Source organism: Iodobacter fluviatilis, from assembly GCF_900451195.1.
Classification (GTDB): Bacteria; Pseudomonadota; Gammaproteobacteria; order Burkholderiales; family Chitinibacteraceae; genus Iodobacter; species Iodobacter fluviatilis.
The window spans coordinates 648987-669655 of sequence record NZ_UGHR01000003.1 but is presented as its reverse complement, the minus strand read 5'-3'; the positions used below and the strand labels follow the sequence as shown (position 1 = coordinate 669655).

The 20669-nt window shown below is 51.6% G+C and carries 17 protein-coding genes; 11 read left to right on the top strand and 6 right to left on the bottom strand.

Annotation, left to right across the window (positions count from 1 at the left end):
- Window positions 1-6: 6 nt before the first annotated feature.
- Entirely contained in the window at window positions 7-912 is a 906-nt protein-coding gene (locus DYD62_RS18430) for a prohibitin family protein (protein ID WP_115228848.1), read from the bottom strand.
- Window positions 913-1220: 308 nt separating this feature from the next.
- Here DYD62_RS18430 and DYD62_RS18425 point away from each other — a divergent pair, with 308 nt between their 5' ends.
- The 3 genes from DYD62_RS18425 (at window position 1221) to DYD62_RS18415 (ending at window position 5419) form a co-directional block, all read left to right on the top strand.
- Entirely contained in the window at window positions 1221-2453 is a 1233-nt protein-coding gene (locus tag DYD62_RS18425) for a TIGR03862 family flavoprotein (protein WP_115228847.1), read from the top strand.
- A 199-nt stretch (window positions 2454-2652) separates the two neighbouring features.
- Window positions 2653-3027, top strand: coding sequence for a hypothetical protein (locus tag DYD62_RS18420; protein ID WP_115228846.1), 375 nt, complete (start codon window positions 2653-2655; stop codon window positions 3025-3027).
- Between the two features lie 688 nt (window positions 3028-3715).
- Window positions 3716-5419 carry a methyl-accepting chemotaxis protein gene (locus DYD62_RS18415; protein WP_115228845.1) on the top strand — a complete coding sequence of 568 codons (1704 nt, stop codon included), beginning with the start codon at window positions 3716-3718 and terminating at the stop codon, window positions 5417-5419.
- A gap of 522 nt (window positions 5420-5941) precedes the next feature.
- On the opposite strand, the gene DYD62_RS18410 is transcribed toward DYD62_RS18415, so the two are convergent.
- The 5 genes from DYD62_RS18410 to DYD62_RS18390 all read right to left on the bottom strand — a co-directional run bounded on the left by DYD62_RS18410 (window position 5942) and on the right by DYD62_RS18390 (window position 12088).
- Window positions 5942-7294 (bottom strand): efflux transporter outer membrane subunit, encoded by a 1353-nt coding sequence (locus tag DYD62_RS18410; RefSeq protein WP_115228844.1) that lies wholly within the window; start codon window positions 7292-7294, stop codon window positions 5942-5944.
- A gap of 2 nt (window positions 7295-7296) precedes the next feature.
- The gene (gene macB, locus DYD62_RS18405; RefSeq protein WP_115228843.1) at window positions 7297-9249 is read right to left on the bottom strand and encodes a macrolide ABC transporter ATP-binding protein/permease MacB; all 1953 of its coding nucleotides are present in this window, start codon (window positions 9247-9249) and stop codon (window positions 7297-7299) included.
- A gap of 2 nt (window positions 9250-9251) precedes the next feature.
- On the bottom strand, window positions 9252-10403 hold the full coding sequence (gene macA, locus DYD62_RS18400) for a macrolide transporter subunit MacA (RefSeq protein WP_233702968.1): 1152 nt from the start codon (window positions 10401-10403) through the stop codon (window positions 9252-9254).
- A gap of 116 nt (window positions 10404-10519) precedes the next feature.
- Window positions 10520-10858, bottom strand: a complete 339-nt coding sequence (locus DYD62_RS18395) for an antibiotic biosynthesis monooxygenase family protein (protein WP_115228842.1) — start codon at window positions 10856-10858, stop codon at window positions 10520-10522.
- A 99-nt stretch (window positions 10859-10957) separates the two neighbouring features.
- On the bottom strand, window positions 10958-12088 hold the full coding sequence (locus DYD62_RS18390; RefSeq protein WP_115228841.1) for a cytochrome P450: 1131 nt from the start codon (window positions 12086-12088) through the stop codon (window positions 10958-10960).
- Window positions 12089-12265: 177 nt separating this feature from the next.
- Here DYD62_RS18390 and DYD62_RS18385 point away from each other — a divergent pair, with 177 nt between their 5' ends.
- The 8 genes from DYD62_RS18385 to DYD62_RS18350 all read left to right on the top strand — a co-directional run bounded on the left by DYD62_RS18385 (window position 12266) and on the right by DYD62_RS18350 (window position 20567).
- On the top strand, window positions 12266-12952 hold the full coding sequence (locus DYD62_RS18385) for an ArsR/SmtB family transcription factor (protein ID WP_115228840.1): 687 nt from the start codon (window positions 12266-12268) through the stop codon (window positions 12950-12952).
- A 22-nt stretch (window positions 12953-12974) separates the two neighbouring features.
- Entirely contained in the window at window positions 12975-14120 is a 1146-nt protein-coding gene (locus tag DYD62_RS18380; RefSeq protein WP_115228839.1) for a sugar diacid recognition domain-containing protein, read from the top strand.
- 149 nt (window positions 14121-14269) lie between these two features.
- Entirely contained in the window at window positions 14270-15526 is a 1257-nt protein-coding gene (locus DYD62_RS18375) for a GntP family permease (RefSeq protein WP_115228838.1), read from the top strand.
- A gap of 12 nt (window positions 15527-15538) precedes the next feature.
- Window positions 15539-16687 carry a glycerate kinase gene (locus DYD62_RS18370; protein WP_233702967.1) on the top strand — a complete coding sequence of 383 codons (1149 nt, stop codon included), beginning with the start codon at window positions 15539-15541 and terminating at the stop codon, window positions 16685-16687.
- Between the two features lie 230 nt (window positions 16688-16917).
- Window positions 16918-17244, top strand: a complete 327-nt coding sequence (locus tag DYD62_RS18365; RefSeq protein WP_115228836.1) for a hypothetical protein — start codon at window positions 16918-16920, stop codon at window positions 17242-17244.
- 110 nt (window positions 17245-17354) lie between these two features.
- On the top strand, window positions 17355-18689 hold the full coding sequence (gene miaB / locus DYD62_RS18360; protein ID WP_115228835.1) for a tRNA (N6-isopentenyl adenosine(37)-C2)-methylthiotransferase MiaB: 1335 nt from the start codon (window positions 17355-17357) through the stop codon (window positions 18687-18689).
- Window positions 18690-18913: 224 nt separating this feature from the next.
- Window positions 18914-19531, top strand: coding sequence for a UPF0149 family protein (locus DYD62_RS18355; RefSeq protein WP_115228834.1), 618 nt, complete (start codon window positions 18914-18916; stop codon window positions 19529-19531).
- A 64-nt stretch (window positions 19532-19595) separates the two neighbouring features.
- On the top strand, window positions 19596-20567 hold the full coding sequence (locus tag DYD62_RS18350; RefSeq protein WP_115228833.1) for a PhoH family protein: 972 nt from the start codon (window positions 19596-19598) through the stop codon (window positions 20565-20567).
- Window positions 20568-20669: the final 102 nt, after the last annotated feature.

The following is a 20669-nucleotide window of genomic DNA, read 5'->3' as shown; positions in this document are numbered from 1 at the left end:
AAGGCTTTAATTGGCTTTACCCACACCGATCATGGCGGTTGTATTTGTTCCTAGGCTGGTGGTTGGCAGCTGACCATTCCACTTTTCTATCCACAAAGTCTGGTTTTTAAGCTGAGCCGCTTCTGCGCCATATTTCTTGATCGCCTCCCCCACCACTTCCAAAGCCCGCGCATCACCCTGCGCTTCGGCAATTTTTGCATCCGCCTGCCCTTTGGCAACGGCCACGGCATTTGCAGCATCAGCAAGATTTTTGCGCAGCATGGCTTCTGATCTTAACGCTTCTTGTGTGGCTTGCAGCTTGGCATTGATGGCCGATTGGATATTGGATGGCAGGCGTAGCTCGTTCACAAAGCCAAATTGCTCGACCATGATGCCGTAGGTGTTCATTTCATGATTAATTTTGGCGCGCACTTCTTCGGCCAGCTTAATTTTTCCACCGGCCAGCAAGCCTTCGGCATCATATTTGCTGCCGTAATTATTCAGCGCATTACGGATGCCATTACGGATAATCTGGCTGGTGATTTCTTCATAGCCGCGCTTGTATTTTTGGTACAGAACCGGCGCTTTGCCCGAATCGATGCTGTATGAAATGCTGATATCGGCGTTAATCACAATGCCAGAAGCCACTTGGAAATTCATTGATTCATCGGTAGGTGAGCCTTCCGAAGCGGATTTGGTCCAGGTGTAGGTTTGAGTGAAAGTTGGAAACTCGACCACGCTGGTACCTATGCCGATCAAATGCCAGCCACTGGAAAGGGGTACAGGCTCGACCTTGCCATCAATCCGATTGAACTCCACCCCCACATGATTGGCCGAAACCGAGGCCACAAAAATATGCAAAGAAAAAAACACTAAAACCGCAACAGCAAGCCCAATTACAATTCGAAGATGCTGCAATATACCGTTCATCATTAGCTCTTTTAAAGGAGTGATCCAACAAAAAACCCGCAGCCGTTTATGAATACAGCATGCTTGCCGCCTTTATACGCTTACGGTTTCTTACACACAACAAACAGAATAAAAAAACAACACTAATGACTCCAGAGTAATGTCAATTTATGCCGCCTATATATGGCGCGCTAATCTGCTAAAATGCAGCGCATTCATGCTATGTCACTGATAGCTGCAGCCGCTTTTAATCAGGCTGCCTCATTTCTCATTAGCCCGCTCTGCCGCCCCATCTCACTCAGATTTGGGAGCCCTTACCGTAAGGCCCTTTCATGACCACTACTTCTACTCCCCGCAAATCTGTCACCATTATTGGTGGCGGCCCTGCTGGCCTTATGGCCGCCGAAATCCTTAGCCAAGGCGGGGCAGACGTAGATCTTTTCGACGCCATGCCATCAGTAGGGCGTAAATTTTTGCTGGCTGGTGTGGGCGGCTTAAATATCACCCATTCCGAAGCTGCAGGGCCATTTTTAAGCCGCTATGGCAAGCGCAGCAACGAGCTTCAGCCCATGCTGGCCGCCTTTGGCAACGAAGCTTTGCAAGAATGGGTTCACAGCCTTGGTATTGAAACCTTTGTGGGCAGCTCTGGCCGGGTCTTTCCAAAAGAAATGAAAGCAGCGCCGTTATTGCGCGCATGGATTTCCAGATTACGCGGCAGCGGCGTGCGCATTCATGTGCGCCATCGCTGGCTGGGCTGGAATGAAGCAGGAGAGATGCGTTTTGCAACGCCAGAGGGCGAAATCAGCCACAGCAGCGACGCCACCATTCTGGCCTTGGGCGGCGCAAGCTGGGCCAAGTTAGGCTCCGACGGCCTGTGGCAGCCACTGCTGGCAGAACAAGGCATCGCGATCGAGCCTTTAACACCCGCCAATTGTGGCTTTGATATTGGCTGGAGCGATCACTTAAGCGAGCGCTTTGCCGGCACGCCGCTGAAAGCTGTCGCCATTGAATTTAAAGGCGTGCGTAAACTAGGTGAATTTGTGCTGACTAAGGGTGGCGTAGAAGGCAGCTTGATTTACACTTTTTCAGCCGCCATCCGTGATGAAATCAAAGCCAATGGCAGCGCCGATATTCTGCTGGATCTGGCCCCAGGCAAATCGCTGGAGCGCGTATTAGAAGACCTAAAACGCCCACGCGGTGCGGACTCCATGGCCAGCCATTTGCGCCGAAAATTAGGCATTGAGGGTGTAAAAGCGGGCTTGCTGCGCGAAGAGATTTCCCGCAACGATTTTAACGATATGAATAAACTGGCCGCTGCCATTAAAGGCCTGCCGCTCAAATTATTATCCACGCGGCCAATTGATGAAGCCATCAGTAGTGCAGGTGGCGTGCGCTTTGAAGCAATGAGCACGGAGCTGATGCTGGAAAAAATGCCCGGCGTATTCTGTGCGGGCGAGATGCTGGATTGGGAAGCACCCACCGGCGGCTATTTAATAACGGCCTGCCTTGCCAGCGGCAGACAGGCTGGGCTGGGTGCTTTGGCCTGGCTGAATCAAACGAAGTAAATGCAATGGGCCAGCTCAATCATCCAAGTGGCCCATTTATTACTCCAGAACACCTAAATACGCCTATTTCTATTCACAGCCAACATCCTGACAATAGTCGTATTTCTTGTTTAAGATTATGATATATGCCATATGCAATAGCGCAGAAACAGATACCTGCGCTATTGCATTACCCATTCACATATTGAGCAGGCTTAGCGTGAAGATCAGGACCATTTGCTGTGTATTTATACTCTGTTCATCAATTGCTCAGGCAGAAGAGGCAAAACAAGATGATGGGCAAATCATTGTCGGCGGGGCAATTGCTCAATGGACAAAGTGTATCAGCAGCGAATTAACTGAAAAAATTCAATTCATTGCCTCCCCCGTCTATATTGCCGAACAAATACTTGAGCAATGCGACGAGCACTATTTAAAACTAAAGCAACTGATGCTCAGCGATATGATGGAAAGAAACCATCATCAGGACGATAAAAAAACAGAGCAAATAGTGCTCAATAGCCTGCAAGACACCAAAGATAATCACCGGGCAAAAATCATTTCTTTAGTGATCACTCACCGCAGAAACAAGTAGCATCACTGCATTTTGCTTTTGCACTATTGCATAGCCAGCGTTAATGTACGATTTAATCGAAGACGATTAAGAGGAATACTGCGGCATTTTAAAATAGCAAAAGAATAGTGCTTACCGTTCATCAACAAGCACAGCACTTATTTTTGGCATTGCTAGGCTATCCATTCAAAGACACAAGCTGCTTATTTTTGGCTGGTGTTTAATATTTGTTATATGTAAGCTTAAGCAATAATACCTTGTGCCTGAGATACCAGATTCAAAATACACTTCCTAGCCTAACACCACTCAATCGCATTATTTATTGAGCCAGCGCCCCAATTTACATGCAAAACCAGCCTAGCTAGGGCAAAAACTCTGCTACCTAAGCTGATTTTTTTGAATTTACGGCGTATTTTATGCTTACTCAATATTCTGTCTGACGGCAGCGTCCTCCACAAAACCTCTTTGCCAGATTGCTTTTTTCTGTGCAAAACAGCTTTAAAAACTTACAAAAAAATTTTTACTCAAACAGCTTATTTTTGTAAGTAAAATCTTAAAACCCAACAATGACGCCATTTAGTGCAATAAACCTGCGTAAGGTCACTTTACGCTCTGGTGACCTGCTGTCAGTAAAATAAAAATCCTGCCCTTTAGTCATCAGCGCTCAACCATAGTAAGCAGGAACAGTAACCCCAAATGGTGGTGTGCAATGTCTTCCTTCCAAAAAAATCTAATGGCATCTATCGGCTGTTTAATCACGCTCGTCATCTTGTTTGCCATCTATGTCGGTCTGCATCTGCGCGTGGACGAAGCCCATTTGCAACGCTACCAATCATATTTACTGGCCGATGAACTACGACAATCTTCTGATGATTTAACCCGCCTGGCACGCACCTATGTAGTTTCGCGTGATCCTGCTTATGAAAAGCAATATATGGATATTTTGGCGATCCGTAATGGCGAAAAAGCACGGCCAGAAAACTACAACCGTATCTATTGGGATTTTGTGGCCGCCACAGGCAGCGCACCAAGGGCAGACTCCGCAGTAAAACGCCCTCTCTTAGAAATGATGAAAGAGCTGGGTTTCACCGACGAGGAGTTTGGCAAGCTCACTGAAGCCAAAAAGAACTCTGATGGCTTGGTAAACACCGAAGTAGAAGCCATGGGTCTCGTCAAAAAAACGGGGGAAGGTGCAGAAGAGGGCTACGCCAAGGCTAGGGCCATGATGCATGACAAGACTTATCACGCCAATAAAGCCAAAATCATGCAGCCCATTGACGAGTTTTACACCCTGCTAGAGGCACGTACAGCAAAGGCAGTGCTTGATGCCAACCAACTCGCAGGCATCGCTAAAATCATCTTTATTCTAGTGGGAGTCTCGACCCTATTTATGCTGTGGCGCACTTTTGTGGCACTGCGCAATACGATAGGTGGCACAGTAGAAGAGGCAAGACAGCATATTTCCTATATGGCTGGAGGAGATTTTGCCCACCGCATAGAAATGAGCGGGCGTATTCCCGATAGCTTTCTGGCACTCATGGGGGATATGCAAATCAAACTCAGCCATATCATGCAGCAAGTTTCACATGCCGCCCAGGAAATAGAGCAAGGCGCAAATGCCATTGGCAATGCCTCTGATGAGGCAGAAGATTTAGTTAAAAACCAATCCAGCTCGATGCTCGCCATGCGGGAAACCGTGCAACAGCTGGTAGCCAGCATTAATCAAATATCGGGCAGCGCCAACAATGCCAGTGACATGACCAAGACCTCCGGCCAAACATTAAACCGTGGCGATCAGGTGATCCGTGAAACAGTAGACAGTATCAAAACCATTGCCGCCACCGTGCAGGAAGCCTCTGGCAGTGTTGCCATGCTCACCGGCCATGCCCAGCAAATCTCTGTGATTGTACAAGTCATCCGGGATATTGCCGACCAAACCAATTTGCTTGCCCTCAATGCGGCCATCGAGGCAGCAAGGGCGGGCGAGCAAGGACGCGGCTTTGCCGTCGTTGCCGATGAAGTAAGAAAACTAGCCGAGCGCACCGCCAGCTCCACACAGGAAATTACCGAAAAGGTGCGCAAAATTCAGGAAGGCACCGAATACACAGCAGTGCATATGAATAATGGTGTAAACAAAGTAGAAATAGGCGTAGAGCTGGCCAGCCGGGCAGGCTCGGCCATCGAAACTATCCGTGTTGATGCCGGGGTAATGGGAGACGTAATCAGCGATATCAGCAGCTCGCTGCACCGACAATCGCAAGAGGCAAATAAAGTGGTCGATAATATCGATCGCGTTTCTCAGCTCGCCTCTGCCAGCAGCAGTGCAGTAGAAAAAGCCGCTGGCAACGCTCGTCACCTACGCGAGTTATCAAGGGCACTATCCGTAGAAATGCAGCAGTTTCATTTGGTTTGATGCATAAGATCAACACACGTTTAATGGGCTTGTTCCCTCCTTTGAAAAGGCGATGTCTGCATTAACAGTTGAAAACTGAAATCAAGGTTTTTTATTAGCAAACAGCAGAGAATGCAATAAATGCGCTTTTTGCACGGGGCTTAAATCCTCCCCTTGAAGCCGCGACACGAGGAACAAGCAGGGCGGGGTTTCTTTGATCCTGTTTGAGCGAAGCGAGTCCCGCAGCCACCGCTGTCCGCAGTGAGGGGCCTTCATGCTGGTCGGGGCGGTCTTCTTTGCGTACGAGGATTTCTGGCCGTTCAAGAAAGTAAGTCCCTCGCGGGGGATTCCCGCATCAAAATCAACGTGTCAGAGGCACTAAAAAGATCTTTTTGCTTATTCACAATGCCGCTTCTTAGCAAAAGCGGTGCGCAAGAAAAACGACTTGCGCACCCTATAAAAGAGTAAGTAGCCACTCAACTCTGCTTCAATATTTAACGAAGAAAGAGCCTTTGAAAAAGGGGCTGCAGCACTGAAGTGCCCCTACTCCACAGCCCCTCCCAAAGCCTTATAAATCGCCAGCAAATTACTCGCCTGATCAAAGCGATTTTGCAGCAAGCTGGTTTGGGCACTGCGGCGGCGGGCTGCGGCGTCTAGCCAAGGCTGGATGTCTGTTGCTCCCGCTTCAAAACGCGCTTGAGCGATGCCATCTAGCTTCGTCGCCAACTGCAAGGATTGAGCTAATTGCTGGTTTTGCTCGGCGAGGCGTACTCTGGCATCCAGCGCTTGTTCGGTTTCGGCCAGCGCCTTGTAAAGTCCCTGCCTGAATGTAGTAAGCTGTTCTTCATACTGGCTGCGGCTGATATCCAGATTCAGCTGATGCTTTTCCCAATCTAAAAAAGGCAGTGCCAAATTCAGCCCTGCGCTTGCCACCGGGTTCTGAAATAACTCGGCTAAAGCAGAGCTGCTGCCACCTAAGCTGGTGGTCAGAGAAAAGCTGGGATAAAACGCCGCTCTGGCCACATCAATTTGCGCGAGACTTACCCTTAATCTGGCCTCCATCGCTTGCAAATCAGGGCGTCGCCCCAGCACTTCACTAGGGACACCTGCGGAAATACTGGGCAAATCGCCCTGCGGCAAGCTGGCTCCTGCCAAGGTAAAGCTTTGCGGTGGCCGGTCGAACAATAAACTCAGGTTATAAAACGCAGCTTTCCTTTGCTGCAAAAGCTGGGTGTGATTGGCTTCTTCGCTCAGCAAGCTTTGTTCAGCACTCAGCGCCTCGCTTTTTGCCAATGCCCCAGCTTGATTTTTAGCCTGTGCAATCGCTAACGCTTGTCTGAGCTGCTGCACATTAAGCGTACTGGCGGCGAGCTTTTTATCTAGTAAAGCAATCGCCCAATACTGGCTGGCTACCGAGGTGGAGATGGATAATTTAAGCGCCTGCCTGTCGGCCTCAGTCGCAATACGCTCTTCTCTGGCAGCGGCTCTGTCACTCGCCAGACGCCCCCACAGATCAAACTCATAGCTGGCCGTGGCCGTCAGGTTGTAGCTCTGGCGGTTCACTACCGGATCAAAACTGCGGTTCACACTACCACTACCGCTACCACTCAAAACCGGCGCGGCGGCATGTTCGCTCACGCCTTCCCTAAGATGGGCACGACGTAATCTGATCGCCGCGACGGATAAATCAGCATTACTTTGCAGAGCATCGTCGATCAGCTTGGTCAGCTCAGCATCATGAAAAGCCAGCCACCATGCGCCCTGACTTAAGCTGGCGGACTGATTTTGCTCCGCCCAATGGGCTGGCATAGCAGGTAAAGGTGCACTAGGGCTTGGGCTAAGTAAGGAGCCGCAGGCGCTGAGTAAAACCGTTGATAATAAGATTATTTTTTTCATTTTTATTCTCGCGCCAGGGCTTCAATCGGATCTAAACGCGCAGCATTACGGGCAGGCAAAAAGCCAAAGAACACCCCAATTAACGTCGAGCAAATAAAGGCGGCGATAAAAGAGCCAAGAGAGAAAATCATTTTCCAATCTGGCACAAAAAACTGCACCAAAGCACCGATCCCTAAGGAGAGCAGTACGCCAATCACGCCGCCAATCAGGCAAACCAGTACCGATTCGGTCAGAAACTGCTGCATCACATCGCTTTGCCGCGCACCCACGGCCATACGAATGCCAATCTCACGCGTTCGCTCAGTCACCGACACCAGCATAATATTCATCACACCAATCCCACCTACCACTAGGGAAATCAGCGCAATCATCGATAACAACAGCGCCAGCATCTGGCTGGTCTGCTCGATTTTTTTAACGATGCTATCCATGTTGTAGATAAAGAAATCCTTGCTGCCATGGCGCAAAGTCAGCAGTTTTTCTATGCTTTGCTCGGCCGCAGCAGAGGATTGGCCATCCTTTACCCGCACGGTGATATTGTTGAAATACTGCTGGCCAAACAGGCGGTTGGCCGTGGTGGTAAAGGGCAGCCACACTTGCAAAGATTGCCCGCCACCGCCAAAGCCACTCTTATTTTCTGCTGCCACACCAATCACGGTAGCAGGCAGATTGCCCACTAAAATCACCTTGCCCAGCGGATCCGCCCCCTTAGGGAATAACTTTCGCAGGGTATTGTGATCAATCACCACCAGCTGCGATTGGGTGGCCACATCCTCGCTATTAAAAAACCGCCCCAATGCGGGCTTTAAACCACTCACCCGAAAATAATACTCACCCACCCCACTTACATTGCTGCTGACATCCAAAGCACGGTGGCGCAGGCGCAAATTAGTGCTAGTACTCGGGGTCACGCTATCAATAAAGGGCATGGCTTGCAGCGCAGTAATATCCCCCGGCAGCAAGGATCTCAAACTGCCCGCCCTATCGTCCCCCCAGTCTTTACCTGGGAAGATATTCATCGTATTGCTGCCGATTTCACCAATATTTTGCAGAATTTTACGTTTAGCGCCCTCGCCAATCGCCACAATCGACACCACCGAAGTAATGCCAATCACCACCCCCAGCATGGTGAGCAGGGTACGCATCCGATTGGCCGACATCGCCCGCCAGGCCATATTTAAAGCCGCCGCAAAGCGATCTAATACCACTCTCAGCGATTTCACTTCCTGCCCGTGCGGCGCAATTTTGCCCTCCACCACCACATCCACCGGCTTGCTGCGATCGCTGATAATGCGGCCATCGCTAATCTCGACAATGCGTTCGGCGCAATCGGCTACTTTATGATCGTGGGTAACAATAATCACGGTGTGGCCCTGCGCGTGCAGCTCGCGCAGAATATTCATCACCTCTTCGCCGCTATGACTATCGAGCGCGCCGGTTGGCTCGTCAGCCAGAATAACCTCACCGCCATTCATCAATGCGCGGGCAATACTGACCCGCTGCTGCTGGCCTCCGGAAAGCTGGCTGGGGCGATGCTCCAATTTATCGCTTAAGCCAAGGCGGCGGAGCAAGGCTTTGGCTCTGTCCTGCCGCGCATCCTTTGCCAGCCCGGAGTAAACCGCAGGCATTTCCACATTGCCCTGCGCCGATAAATGCGGCAATAAGTGATAGCGCTGAAAAATAAAGCCAAAACGATCACGCCGCAGCCCGGCCAGCTCGTCACTATCTAGATCAGATACATCGCGTCCATTCACCAGATAAGTGCCCGATGTCGGCTTATCCAGGCAGCCCAGAATATTCATCAGGGTGGATTTTCCTGAGCCGGAAGCGCCCACAATCGCCACCATTTCACCGGCATGAATACAAAGATTCACCTGATCCAGCACCACCGCTTCACCATCGCCAGCCGGAAAACTGCGCACAATTTGGCTGAGCTCTAAAAGAGGCTTACGCACGGCTATGCTCCAACCGTTACAGACATTTCTGACTTACCCAAGGCCGCATCACCTGTCACCACCAGATCGCCTTCTTTTAGACCAGCCAGCACTTGCACCTGTACATTATTATTCAGCCCCGTTTTGATCTGCCTGTCGACGGCAATACCATCCGCGCCCACCACCCGCACGGTATAGCGGCCATCCTTGGCCTTAGCCCCTAGGGCAATAGTAGGAATACTTAAAACACTTTTTGCATGCTCAAGCACAATCGCCACCTGAGCAGTCATATCCTGGCGTAAGGCATGGCTTGGATTAGGCACTTCAAACAGCGCATTGTAAAAAATCGCGTTATTGACTTTCTCTGGCGTGGGCTGAATCGCCCGCAGCTTGCCGTAATAGCGCTTATCCGGCTGTCCCAGAGTAGTGAAATAAACGGCTTGTCCGGCGTGGACTTTCATCACATCCGCTTCAGAAATCTGCGCTTTCACGGTAATGGTGTCTAAATCAGCCAATGTCAGCAGATTAGGCGCTTGCTGAGCCGCAATCACGGTTTGGCCTTCCAGCGTGGTAATCGCCGCCACTTCGCCATCAATTGGCGCAAGAATACGGGTGTAGCCAAGGCGGGTCTTCGCGGAATCAAGCGTCAGCTTGGCTTTTTTAATATCGGCATCACGCTGTGCCAAATCAGATTGCAGCGTTCTTTGCTTTAAGCTGGTGTCTTCTACCGCCTGCTTCGATGCGGCCTCCCGGCTCAGCAGGGTTTGCTGGCGTGCTAAATCGATTTTGGCCTGCTCTAATTGCAGCAACGTCGATTGCCTTTGCGCGAGCAAGCCCTCCAAAGAAGCCTCGGCATTCAGCGCTTCGTTTTGCGCCAGATTTGGGTCGATGGTTGCCAAGAGCTGGCCTTTTTTCACCCTGTCACCCAACTCCACTTCCAGCTTTTGCAACTGCCCAGAAACCTGAGCACCCACATCCACCTTGCGAAAAGCCTGCAAAGTGCCCGTCGCCAGCACCGCATTTTCTAAATCTGCTTTTGCTACCTTGGCCGTGGTGTACTGAGGGGCGGCCTTACTTGGAAAGAAAATCGCCTTTACGCCCCAGCCAAGCACGGCCAGCATCAGCAAAACCATCACAATCCGCAACCAGGACCCACGTTTAAACTTCCAAGCCATCGCGTTTTCTTCCTGCCAGTCAATAAAACAAGACGGCTAGCATAACACCCGACTTAAGCATTCTCTGTCGTAAAAAAGTAGCAAGGCTGCATACATTTACGACAGAACACCTTCATTTAGCCGTGCATAATCAAGCTATCCTCCGGCACCTGATCGCGCTCATTCAAACCATAATCCCGCGTCACCGCCGCCACGCGCAGGCGGTAATCTGCAAAAACATCCTTACGCCCAAGCGATTGCGCAGCTCTGTGCTGCGCACCACAACGCCAGGCTTTCACCGCCGCTTCATCTCGCCAGAAAGACAAAGACAACAGCTTACTCGGCTCGCTCAGGCTGCTAAAACGCTCTATCGAGATAAAACCATCCTGCAGGGCCAATTCGCTGCGTAAACCGGCAGCAATATTTAAATAATCCTGCATTTGCGCAGGCCAAACTTCAAAAATGACAGCAATCATGGGGAGTCCTTTTAATAAGAGATGTTGCTCAGTAAAACCCAAATCTTGAACCACAAAGAACACGGCGTTTCACGGAGAAAAACAAGTTTGGAGTGAAAGCTAAATCGCTTTTTCCTGATGACTAAAAAACCTAGGAATGCGCCCATTGGCTGAGGCTTGATATCTCCATTGCAAGGGGTCTGCCATACCCTCTTGCGCTAGATAATCGCTCAAAATAGCCGTGGTTATTTTGATTGCCAGCGTCTGACCGGGGCAGCTATGCCGGCCATGGCCGAAGCTCAAGCTGCGACGATCGGTACGGCCTTGTGCAAAATCATCGCCCTTTGCGTTAAAGGCAGCATCACGATTTGCAGCCGCTAGAAGCAGCAACACGGCATCGCCTTTTCGCAGTTGCTGGCCGTGAATTTCCAAGTCTTGCACCACAAAACGCCTAGTGTTTTGCACGGATGGATCAAAGCGAGCCACTTCCTCTACAAAGGAAGTCAGTGGCAAATCATTCGACATCCCATGTTGTTGCAGCGCAATCAGGCAATTGCCAAGCAGGCCCGCTGTTGCTTCATAGCTTTGCGAAAGCAGGCCAATTAAATTAGCCAGTAAGGCCTGGCGATCTGCCCCTTCTGAATCTTGCACGAGATTTGCCAGCACACTTCCTTGAGCTAAGTCACCTTCCAATAGCAAAGTGAAATGCGCCAATAAACATTGAGCAGCCACGCTTGCCCCAGCCAGATCTGCCTCGCTGCTTAAAGGAGAAAGGCAGGCCACAAAATCGGCAATCCAGCCCATTAATTCGGGGCGAGTATCAGGCGCAAAGCCAAGTAAATCAGCCAATACCGCCACCGGCACAAAATGGCAAAGCGCGTACAAATCGCACTCCGCTGAGCGCCATTTTTTAACCAGCTGCGGCAAACACGCCGTATCAAGCCTAGCTAAGCTGCACTGGATAGCCTGCTTTAAAGGCAGATGTGCCTGCCCCTCATTCATCCGGATCAGGCGGGCAAAAATTTCAGCCGCTGGCGTTCCTACAATTGCAGCAGGCACAGGCTCCTTGGGCGGACGCACCACGCAATGCGGGCTTTGCATCAGTTGCATAATCAAATCTGCCCTGCTCACTACCCATATTTTGTGCTCCATATCAAAAAAAACAGGCGCTTCATTTCGCAGTGCTGCGTAATAGGGATAAGGGTGTACATGGGCTGCCGCAACCAGCGGGTGAATCCTTACAGAGGGCATCGCATTCCATCCATGCTTGTTTAATCATGGCGATATTGTGTAGATTGCCTGCACCGCTTACTTCGCTCCGGAGCGAAATATGGAAGACACCCGCCTAGCCAGCGTTGCCGCCGCCATTGCCGACCCAGCCCGAGCCAAGACTGTTCAGCCCAGCCTAACCGCGCACTGGAGCTAATCATGGAAGACACCCGCCTGGCCAGCGTTGCCGCCGCCATTGCCGAACCAGCTCGCGCTAGGATGCTTTGCAGCTTGCTCGATGGCAAAGCCCGTACCGCAACCGAGCTGGCCATCGCTGGGGAAGTGAGCGCATCCACAGCCAGTGCCCATTTAACACGGCTAAAAACCGAGCAACTGGTTAGCATGCTGATCCAAGGCAGGCATCGCTACTACCGCCTGCATAATCACGATGTAGCATCGGCGCTGGAAGCGCTGCTGCTGATTTCAAACACGCCCAAAACACCATTGAGCCCTAACACGCCCCATTATTTGCAAGCGGCACGCACCTGCTACGACCATATGGCGGGATCGGTGGCGGTGCAATTACACGATCGCTTATTTGCCATGGGCTGGCTGCTCGCCGACTCTGACGATGCATCCCAATATGTTTTAAGCGAGCAAGGCCAACAGGCCTTCAGTAAGCTTGGCGTGGATTTGCCTGAGCTGGCAAAAAAACGTCGCCGTTTTGCCTGCGCCTGCCTCGATTGGAGCGAACGCAGCCCTCATCTGGGTGGCGCACTCGGCGCGGCGCTACTAATACTTGCCAAAAAGCGTGGCTGGGTAGAACAAGATTTAGACAGCCGTCGCCTGCAAATCAGCCGTGCAGGCCAAAATGCGATGAAAGATATTTTTAGTATCACGATATAACCCCCTTACCTCTAGGCCCGCTATGTCTCTGCTCAATGCCGCTCTTGCACAAGAAATCGTCAATCGCACCATGGCGATTATTGGTAGCAATGTGAATGTGATCGATGCCTCGGGCACGGTAATCGGCAGTGGCGATACAGAGCGGCTGGGCAAGCAGCATGAAGGCGCTTTGCTGGTGCTATCTCAGCAGCGCACGGTAGAAATTGACGACGCCATGGCGCAGCAGTTGCATGGTGTGCGCCCCGGTGTGAATCTGCCGCTGCGCCTTGCTGGGCAAATTGTGGGCGTAGTTGGCATCACCGGCCAGCCCGATACGGTGCGCCACTATGGTGAGCTGGTCAGGATGACAGCGGAAATGAGCTTGGAGCAGGCACGGCTGATTCAAGCCTTGGGGCGTGATACCCGCTACCGCGAAGAGCTGGTTTTGCAACTCATCAAAGGCGAAGCCGCGCCGCATTCAGACTTAGAAGCTTGGGCGCAAAAGCTGGGCGTCGATATCCAGCGCCCGCGCGTGGTGGCGGTGATTGAAGTAGACAGCGGCACGCTGGGTATTGATGCGGCTTTGGCCGAGTTACAAGAGCTGCAAACCCTACTGAGTACACCAGAGCGCGATAACTTGGTTGCCACCGTTTCTTTAACCGAATTAGTGGTGCTCAAACCCGCACTGGATCATCAGGGGCGCTGGAATCCAGAAGAGCACCGGCTGCGGGTACATGACTTACTCACACGGGTTGCCAGCAAAAGCAGGCTGGGGGTGCGCATCGCACTAGGGCAATATTTTAGCGCCGCAAATGCTGTGGCGCTGTCTTATCAAAGCGCGGTCACCACCCTAAAAATCGGCAAAACACGCAAGCCGGAACAGACCTGCTTTTTTTATCAGGATTTAAGCTTGCCGGTGCTGCTGGCCGGATTAAATTCAGGCTGGCAAGCCGCACAACTGCGTATTCCGCTGAAAAAGCTTGAGTGCCAAGATGGCAACGGCCAGCTGCGTAAAACACTGGCGGCATGGTTTTCCTGCGACACCCGCCCCGTAGAAACAGCGCAGTTTCTGCATATTCACCGCAACACACTGGATTATCGCCTCAGCCGGATTGAGGCCATCACCGGCCTTACCCTCAGTAAAACAGACGAGCGATTTTTGCTCTATGCCGCTTTGCAAATTGCATAAAAATCACCCCTAATGTAATAAACCCCAAAAATTACAGTGATTTAATGGCTTATTTTTATGCATCCGCATGAAGATATCCCCTTGCAGGGCGTTTATCCTGTTCAACATCCGCTATCCGCAATACCCAGCCTGAACAGGAGTTTCAAGCGATGGAAGTCAGCACTTTAGGCGCGCTCAGTGCGCTCGTTGTTGCCATTTTTCTAATTTTACGAAAAGTGCCTCCCGCCTACGGCATGATTGTTGGCGCTTTAGTGGGGGGGATTGTCGGTGGCGTAGATTTATCCAGCACCGTCAATTTAATGATGGGTGGAGCCAAAGGAATTATCCCCGCCGTGATGCGTATTCTGGCCGCCGGTGTGCTGGCAGGGGTATTGATCGAATCAGGCGCAGCAGCCAGCATTGCCGACACCATCGTCAAAAAAGTGGGCGAAACCCGCGCCCTGCTGGCCCTAGCCATCGCCACCATGATTTTAACCGCCGTTGGCGTATTCATTGATGTGGCGGTGATTACCGTCGCCCCGATTGCCCTCGCGATTGCGCGGCAGGCCGATCTATCCAAAATGGCGATTTTGCTAGCCATGATTGGTGGCGGCAAGGCGGGCAATGTGATGTCGCCCAACCCGAATGCAATTGCGGCAGCCGATGCTTTTCATGTGCCGCTCACCTCGGTGATGGCGGCAGGGATAGTGCCTGGCTTGGTTGGCTTAGTGGTCGCCTATTTCATTGCAAAAAAACTGGTCAATAAAGGCAGCAAGGTAGAGGCCAGCGAAGTGGTCGCTTTTGACCGCAAGGCCCTGCCTTCCTTTGCCACCGCCATTGTTGCCCCGCTGGTAGCGATTATTTTGCTCTCGCTCCGGCCCGTGTTTGGCATTGTGATCGACCCCCTGCTCGCCCTTCCCCTCGGCGGCTTACTCGGTGCGCTGGCGATGGGCCGCTTTAAAGACAGCAATCAATTTGCCGTAGCAGGCTTGGGCCGCATGGCTCCGGTAGCGATTATGCTGCTGGGCACGGGTACTTTGGCCGGGATTATCGGCGCATCCAGCCTTAAAACCGTGCTGATCGAAGCGCTGCAAAGCTCGGGCCTGCCCGCCTATATGCTGGCCCCGATATCCGGCGCGCTGATGTCCTTGGCCACCGCTTCCACCACCGCAGGCACTGTGGTTGCATCGCAAGTATTCAGCAGCACCCTACTTGAGCTGGCCGTCCCTGCTCTGGCCGGAGCCGCCATGATCCACGCAGGCTCAACCGTGTTTGACCATATGCCGCACGGTAGTTTTTTCCACGCCACTGGCGGTGCGGTCAATATGAGCATTACCGAGCGGCTGAAAGTAATTCCTTACGAAACAGCCGTCGGTTTGTCGATTACGATTGTCTCTACGCTGATTTTTGGTGTGTTCAAATTTTAAGTATTGGAGTTGATGATGAAAATTGTAATAGCCCCCGACTCCTACAAAGAAAGCCTCTCCGCCCTTGAAGTGGCCACGCAGATTGAAGCGGGTTTCAAAGAAGTGCTGCCCGATGCGCAATATATAAAAGTGCCGGTGGCCGATGGCGGCGAAGGCACGGTTGAAGCCATGGTCGCCGCCACGGGCGGGCGGATTATTCTGCAAACCGTCACCGGCCCGCTGGGTGAATGCGTGCCCGCGTTTTTTGGCCTGTCTGGCGACGGCCATACCGCGATTATCGAAATGGCGGCGGCCAGCGGCTTAAGCCTCGTGCCACCTGCATTACGTAACCCCATGCTCACCACCAGCTATGGCACTGGCGAGCTGATTCTGGCGGCGCTGGACCATGGCGCAAGGCATATTATTCTGGGCATAGGCGGCAGCGCGACGGTGGATGGCGGTGTAGGCATGATGCAGGCTTTAGGCGGGCAGTTTTTAAATGCAGCGGGTAAACCACTGCCTTTTGGCGGCGCTGATTTAGCCCAACTCGCAAAAATCGACCTCAGCAACCTTGATAAGCGAGTTCAAGATTGCAAATTTGAAGTGGCTTGCGATGTAAACAACCCACTGATTGGCGAGCAGGGAGCCGCCGCCATCTTTGGCCCGCAAAAAGGTGCAACACCTGAAATGGTCGCCCTGCTCGATGCAGGCCTTGCCCATTACGCCAAGCAAATCAGCCAAGACTTAGATATTGAAGTGGCTCATGCCAAAGGTGCGGGTGCCGCGGGTGGAATGGGCGCTGCGGCCCTGGCATTTTTAAATGCCAGCCTGCGCCCCGGCGTAGAAATCGTACTGGAATCAGTACAGTTTGCCGCTCTGTTGCAAGGCGCAGATTTAGTCATTACCGGCGAGGGCCGCATGGATAGCCAAACCATCCACGGCAAAACGCCTATGGGCGTAGCTCAAATGGCCAAGGTATTTGATATCCCCGTAATTGGCATCGCTGGCTGCCTTAGCCCAGATGTAGGCGTGGTGCACCAGCACGGCATTGAGGCCGTATTCAGCGTACTTAACCGCGCCGTATCGATAGAAGATGCACTTGCTCATGCCGCAGACAATGTACGGCTCTGCGCCAGAAACATCGCAGCCACCATTAAGCTGGCGCAATGTTTGCCTAAGTGATAAGCGCCAGCGGGCTGGCCCGCCACAACCGGGCCAGCCCGCTGAAGCACCATTTCCTCATAAATCCAGACATTCCAGCCATAGCTCTGCTGCTGAAAATTTCTTATTTACCCGCAAAAAATCCCTGATCCGCGCAATAAATCCAGTTTTCACACTCACGTAAATCAGTCTAAGCTTTCAATACGCCCGCTAGCTTGTTAGCATTGCGGGTTTTACCAGCGGGAATCCCCATGCCTAAGTTCTTGTTTTGGCTAGCGCTTGCCATCAGCAGCCAAAGTTACGCCGCTCGCATCCTGCCCAATCAAGGTCAGTTAGGGGACCTGCAAGCTGCAGCGCTGCCCGAAATTAAAATTGATGGCAAGCTCTACCGCACCGCACCTGGGCTCAGGATTTACGGTACCAATAATGCCTTGATTATGCAGAATCAAACCCCGCAACAAGCCGCGGTCTGGTATCAGTTTGAAGCAACTTCCGGCAATATCTGGCGAATCTGGCTGCTTACCAATGATGAAGTCGCCACCATAAAAGCCCGCCCGAAAACGATCATCTCAGAATAAAGAATCTCAGGTACCCGCCACAGGGCGATTCTTACCTTTGAGCTTTCCGAAAAGCGAATGCAAGTCAAAGAATGAATTTGAAGTAAAACTAACAATCAGAGCATGTATCAATGAGCAAGAAAGTATTTATTAAGACCTTCGGTTGCCAGATGAACGAATACGATTCGGACAAAATGGCCGACGTACTACACGCGTCCGAAGGCTTAACGCAGACCGACAATGTTGAAGAAGCCGATGTAATTTTGTTTAACACCTGCAGCGTGCGCGAAAAAGCGCAGGAAAAGGTGTTCTCAGATCTGGGCCGGGTAAGAGAGCTCAAGCTTAAAAATCCAAATTTGCTGATTGGTGTAGGCGGCTGTGTAGCGTCGCAGGAAGGCGCGGCGATTGTGAAACGTGCGCCTTATGTGGATATGGTGTTTGGCCCGCAAACCCTGCACCGCCTGCCTGATTTAATTGCAGAACGCCGCAGCAGCGGTATTTCTCAGGTGGATATTTCTTTCCCTGAGATTGAGAAATTCGACAATATGCCGCCAGCGCGCGTTGAAGGCGCAACGGCTTTTGTATCGATCATGGAAGGTTGCAGCAAGTATTGCTCGTTCTGCGTGGTGCCTTACACCCGCGGCACCGAATTCAGCCGCCCGTTTGAAGAAGTACTGGCAGAAGTAGCGGGTCTTGCTGCGCAAGGCGTAAAAGAAATCACCCTGCTGGGGCAAAACGTCAATGCCTACCGCGGCGCAATGGAAGAAGGCGAAGTCGCTGACTTTGCCACCCTGCTGGAATACGTACACGAGATTCCTGGCATTGAGCGCATGCGCTATACCACCAGCCATCCGCGTGAAATGACCCAACGCATTGTGGATTGCTACCGCACCCTGCCTAAGCTTGTTTCACATCTGCACTTGCCGGTGCAGGCTGGATCGGATCGCGTGCTGGTGAATATGAAGCGCGGCTATACCACGCTGGAATTCAAATCACTAGTGCGTAAGCTTAAAGAAGCCCGCCCGGATATTTGCCTCAGCTCCGACTTTATTGTGGGCTTTCCTGGTGAAACCGAAGACGATTTTGAACGCACCATGAAGCTGATTAACGATGTGGGATTTGATGCCTCATTCAGCTTTGTTTACAGCCGCCGCCCGGGTACACCCGCTGCCGATTTACCGGACGATGTACCTGAAGAGCTAAAACTCACCCGCCTCAGACGCCTGCAAACACGCATCGACGAGCTGGCACTGGACGTCAACAAAAACATGATCGGCACGGTGCAACGGGTGCTGGTAGAAGGCATGGCACGTAAAAACCCTGAGCTGCAAGAGCTGGCTGGCCGCACCGATAACAACCGCATTGTGAACTTTGCCGGCAACCCGCGCCTGATCAATCAGTTTGTAGAAGTGCTGATTACCGAAACCTTCCCGCACAGCCTGAAAGGCGAAATTGTGGTGAAGTAATCAGGCCATAAGCAGCCACGCAACAGGAAGAAACAATTGTTTCTTCCTGCCCTTCGCTTGTTTATTTTTGCTTAATCTTTATGAATTGGGCTGAATCAGCTTGTCAGCCCATCTAAGCCTTATAAGATATTAATTACTGCGACGATTGTCATCAACGCGCCCGCCAAAAGTATTAGGATATAGGCCTTGCCTTACCCTGATACGCATTACCCAAGGAAAACACCATGCTATCGCCAAAAGATGCTGAACTTTTTGCCGTACTAAGCGACGACGACCTCGACCTATTGGCCGATTTTTTAGAATCTGATGCCGCCCCAGAGCAAGCAATGGATTTATCCATGCTGCATGGCTTTTTAACCGCGCAACTGGTTGGCCCGGAAGAAATCCCTGCTGATGAATGGTTTGCTCAAGTTTGGGGTGAAAATGGCGAGCGCCCGAAATTTGCTTCAAATGCAGAGAAAGAAAAAATTGAAGGCCTGATTCTGCGCCTCTATAACCAGCTAATGGATGAGCTGGCCGATGCTGAAAACGCTTTCAGCCCGATTGTGTATGTAGATGAAGAAAGCGGCCAAGATATCTCACAGCAATGGTGCTATGGCTTTACGCTGGGTACTTCAATGAACCCGGATGCCTGGCAAGAAATGATGGACGACGAAGAATACGCCCAGCTTGTCTATCCGATTTTGGTTTGCGCTGACGACGAAGGCCGCGCCAATCTGGAAAGCGACGGGCAGGATATGGCCGAATTCGAGCACGAAGTAGCTGCATCGCTGGTCGATATTATTCCGGAAATTCGCGATTTCTGGATTGATCGCCGTGGTGTTCCAAAACTAAAACACTAATAAGCTATACCAGCCGCGGGCACGGTCGTGCCCGCTTCTCTGATCTACCCTCGGTGAATCGCTTTTGAATAGCCAAATCATCCATTTCACGCCTGTTGATAACCATCGCCTTGCCAACCTTTGTGGCGCTCTTGACGAAAACCTGAAACAAATCGAAACCGCGCTCGATATCACCATCGTCAGGCGCAATGAGCAGTTTCGTGTCAGCGGCAGCGCCAAAAACTTGCAGCAAGGGATTACGCTGCTTGAGCATTTTTACGCTATGGCTGAGCAGCCCTTGGAGAGGGATGATTTACAACTCTCCATTATCGAGCACACACAAAGCACTGCACCGGCCTATATCGAAGAAAATACCACGCCGCTGCGCACCAAGCGCCATGATTTACGTGGCAGAACACCCCGCCAAACGATCTATATCAAAGCCATTCAGGAGCATGACATTACCTTTGGCATTGGCCCGGCCGGCACAGGTAAAACCTATCTGGCTGTCGCTTGTGCGGTTGATGCGCTAGAGCGAGACTTGGTTAAACGCTTGGTTTTAGTACGCCCGGCTGTAGAAGCAGGTGAAAAGCTCGGCTTTTTACCCGGTGATTTAGTTCAGAAAATCGATCCATACCTGCGCCCGCTTTACGATGCGCTCTATGATTTAATGGGTTTTGATAAAGTCACCAAGCTGTTTGAAAAAGGCATTATCGAAATCGCCCCGCTGGCTTTTATGCGCGGCAGAACGCTCAATAACAGCTTTATTATTCTGGATGAAGCGCAAAACAGCTCGCCGGAACAAATGATGATGTTTCTGACCCGTATTGGCTTTGGCTCAAAAGCAGTGATCACGGGCGACCCGACGCAAATCGACCTGCCCAAGCACCAGAAATCCGGCCTGATTGATGCACAGGATGTACTCGCCGACATCAAGGGCATCGCCCTGCACCATTTCACCAGCGAAGACGTGGTTCGCCATCCCTTAGTACAAAAAATCGTCAACGCCTATGCAAAGAAAACGCAGGAGCGTGAAGTGGCAAGGCGTAAAGAATAGCATCGGGCTTTCTCAAAACCTGAAATCTGCAGGCCGGCCAGAGAGAAAAGCTGAGGAATAAATGCGCTGGATACTTCATTTCATTCCTTGGCTCTCGCAGGC

Bases quoted from the DNA above. Each gene is read 5' to 3' on its own strand.
- DYD62_RS18410 (WP_115228844.1), bottom strand. From the start codon at position 7,294: ATGAAAAAAATAATCTTATTATCAACGGTTTTACTCAGCGCCTGCGGC.
- miaB (WP_115228835.1), top strand. From the start codon at position 17,355: ATGAGCAAGAAAGTATTTATTAAGACCTTCGGTTGCCAGATGAACGAA.
- macA (WP_233702968.1), bottom strand. From the start codon at position 10,403: ATGGCTTGGAAGTTTAAACGTGGGTCCTGGTTGCGGATTGTGATGGTT.
- DYD62_RS18415 (WP_115228845.1), top strand. From the start codon at position 3,716: ATGTCTTCCTTCCAAAAAAATCTAATGGCATCTATCGGCTGTTTAATC.
- DYD62_RS18430 (WP_115228848.1), bottom strand. From the start codon at position 912: ATGATGAACGGTATATTGCAGCATCTTCGAATTGTAATTGGGCTTGCT.
- DYD62_RS18365 (WP_115228836.1), top strand. From the start codon at position 16,918: ATGCCTAAGTTCTTGTTTTGGCTAGCGCTTGCCATCAGCAGCCAAAGT.
- DYD62_RS18355 (WP_115228834.1), top strand. From the start codon at position 18,914: ATGCTATCGCCAAAAGATGCTGAACTTTTTGCCGTACTAAGCGACGAC.
- DYD62_RS18375 (WP_115228838.1), top strand. From the start codon at position 14,270: ATGGAAGTCAGCACTTTAGGCGCGCTCAGTGCGCTCGTTGTTGCCATT.
- DYD62_RS18425 (WP_115228847.1), top strand. From the start codon at position 1,221: ATGACCACTACTTCTACTCCCCGCAAATCTGTCACCATTATTGGTGGC.
- DYD62_RS18385 (WP_115228840.1), top strand. From the start codon at position 12,266: ATGGAAGACACCCGCCTGGCCAGCGTTGCCGCCGCCATTGCCGAACCA.
- DYD62_RS18390 (WP_115228841.1), bottom strand. From the start codon at position 12,088: ATGCCCTCTGTAAGGATTCACCCGCTGGTTGCGGCAGCCCATGTACAC.
- DYD62_RS18370 (WP_233702967.1), top strand. From the start codon at position 15,539: ATGATGAAAATTGTAATAGCCCCCGACTCCTACAAAGAAAGCCTCTCC.
- DYD62_RS18380 (WP_115228839.1), top strand. From the start codon at position 12,975: ATGTCTCTGCTCAATGCCGCTCTTGCACAAGAAATCGTCAATCGCACC.
- DYD62_RS18395 (WP_115228842.1), bottom strand. From the start codon at position 10,858: ATGATTGCTGTCATTTTTGAAGTTTGGCCTGCGCAAATGCAGGATTAT.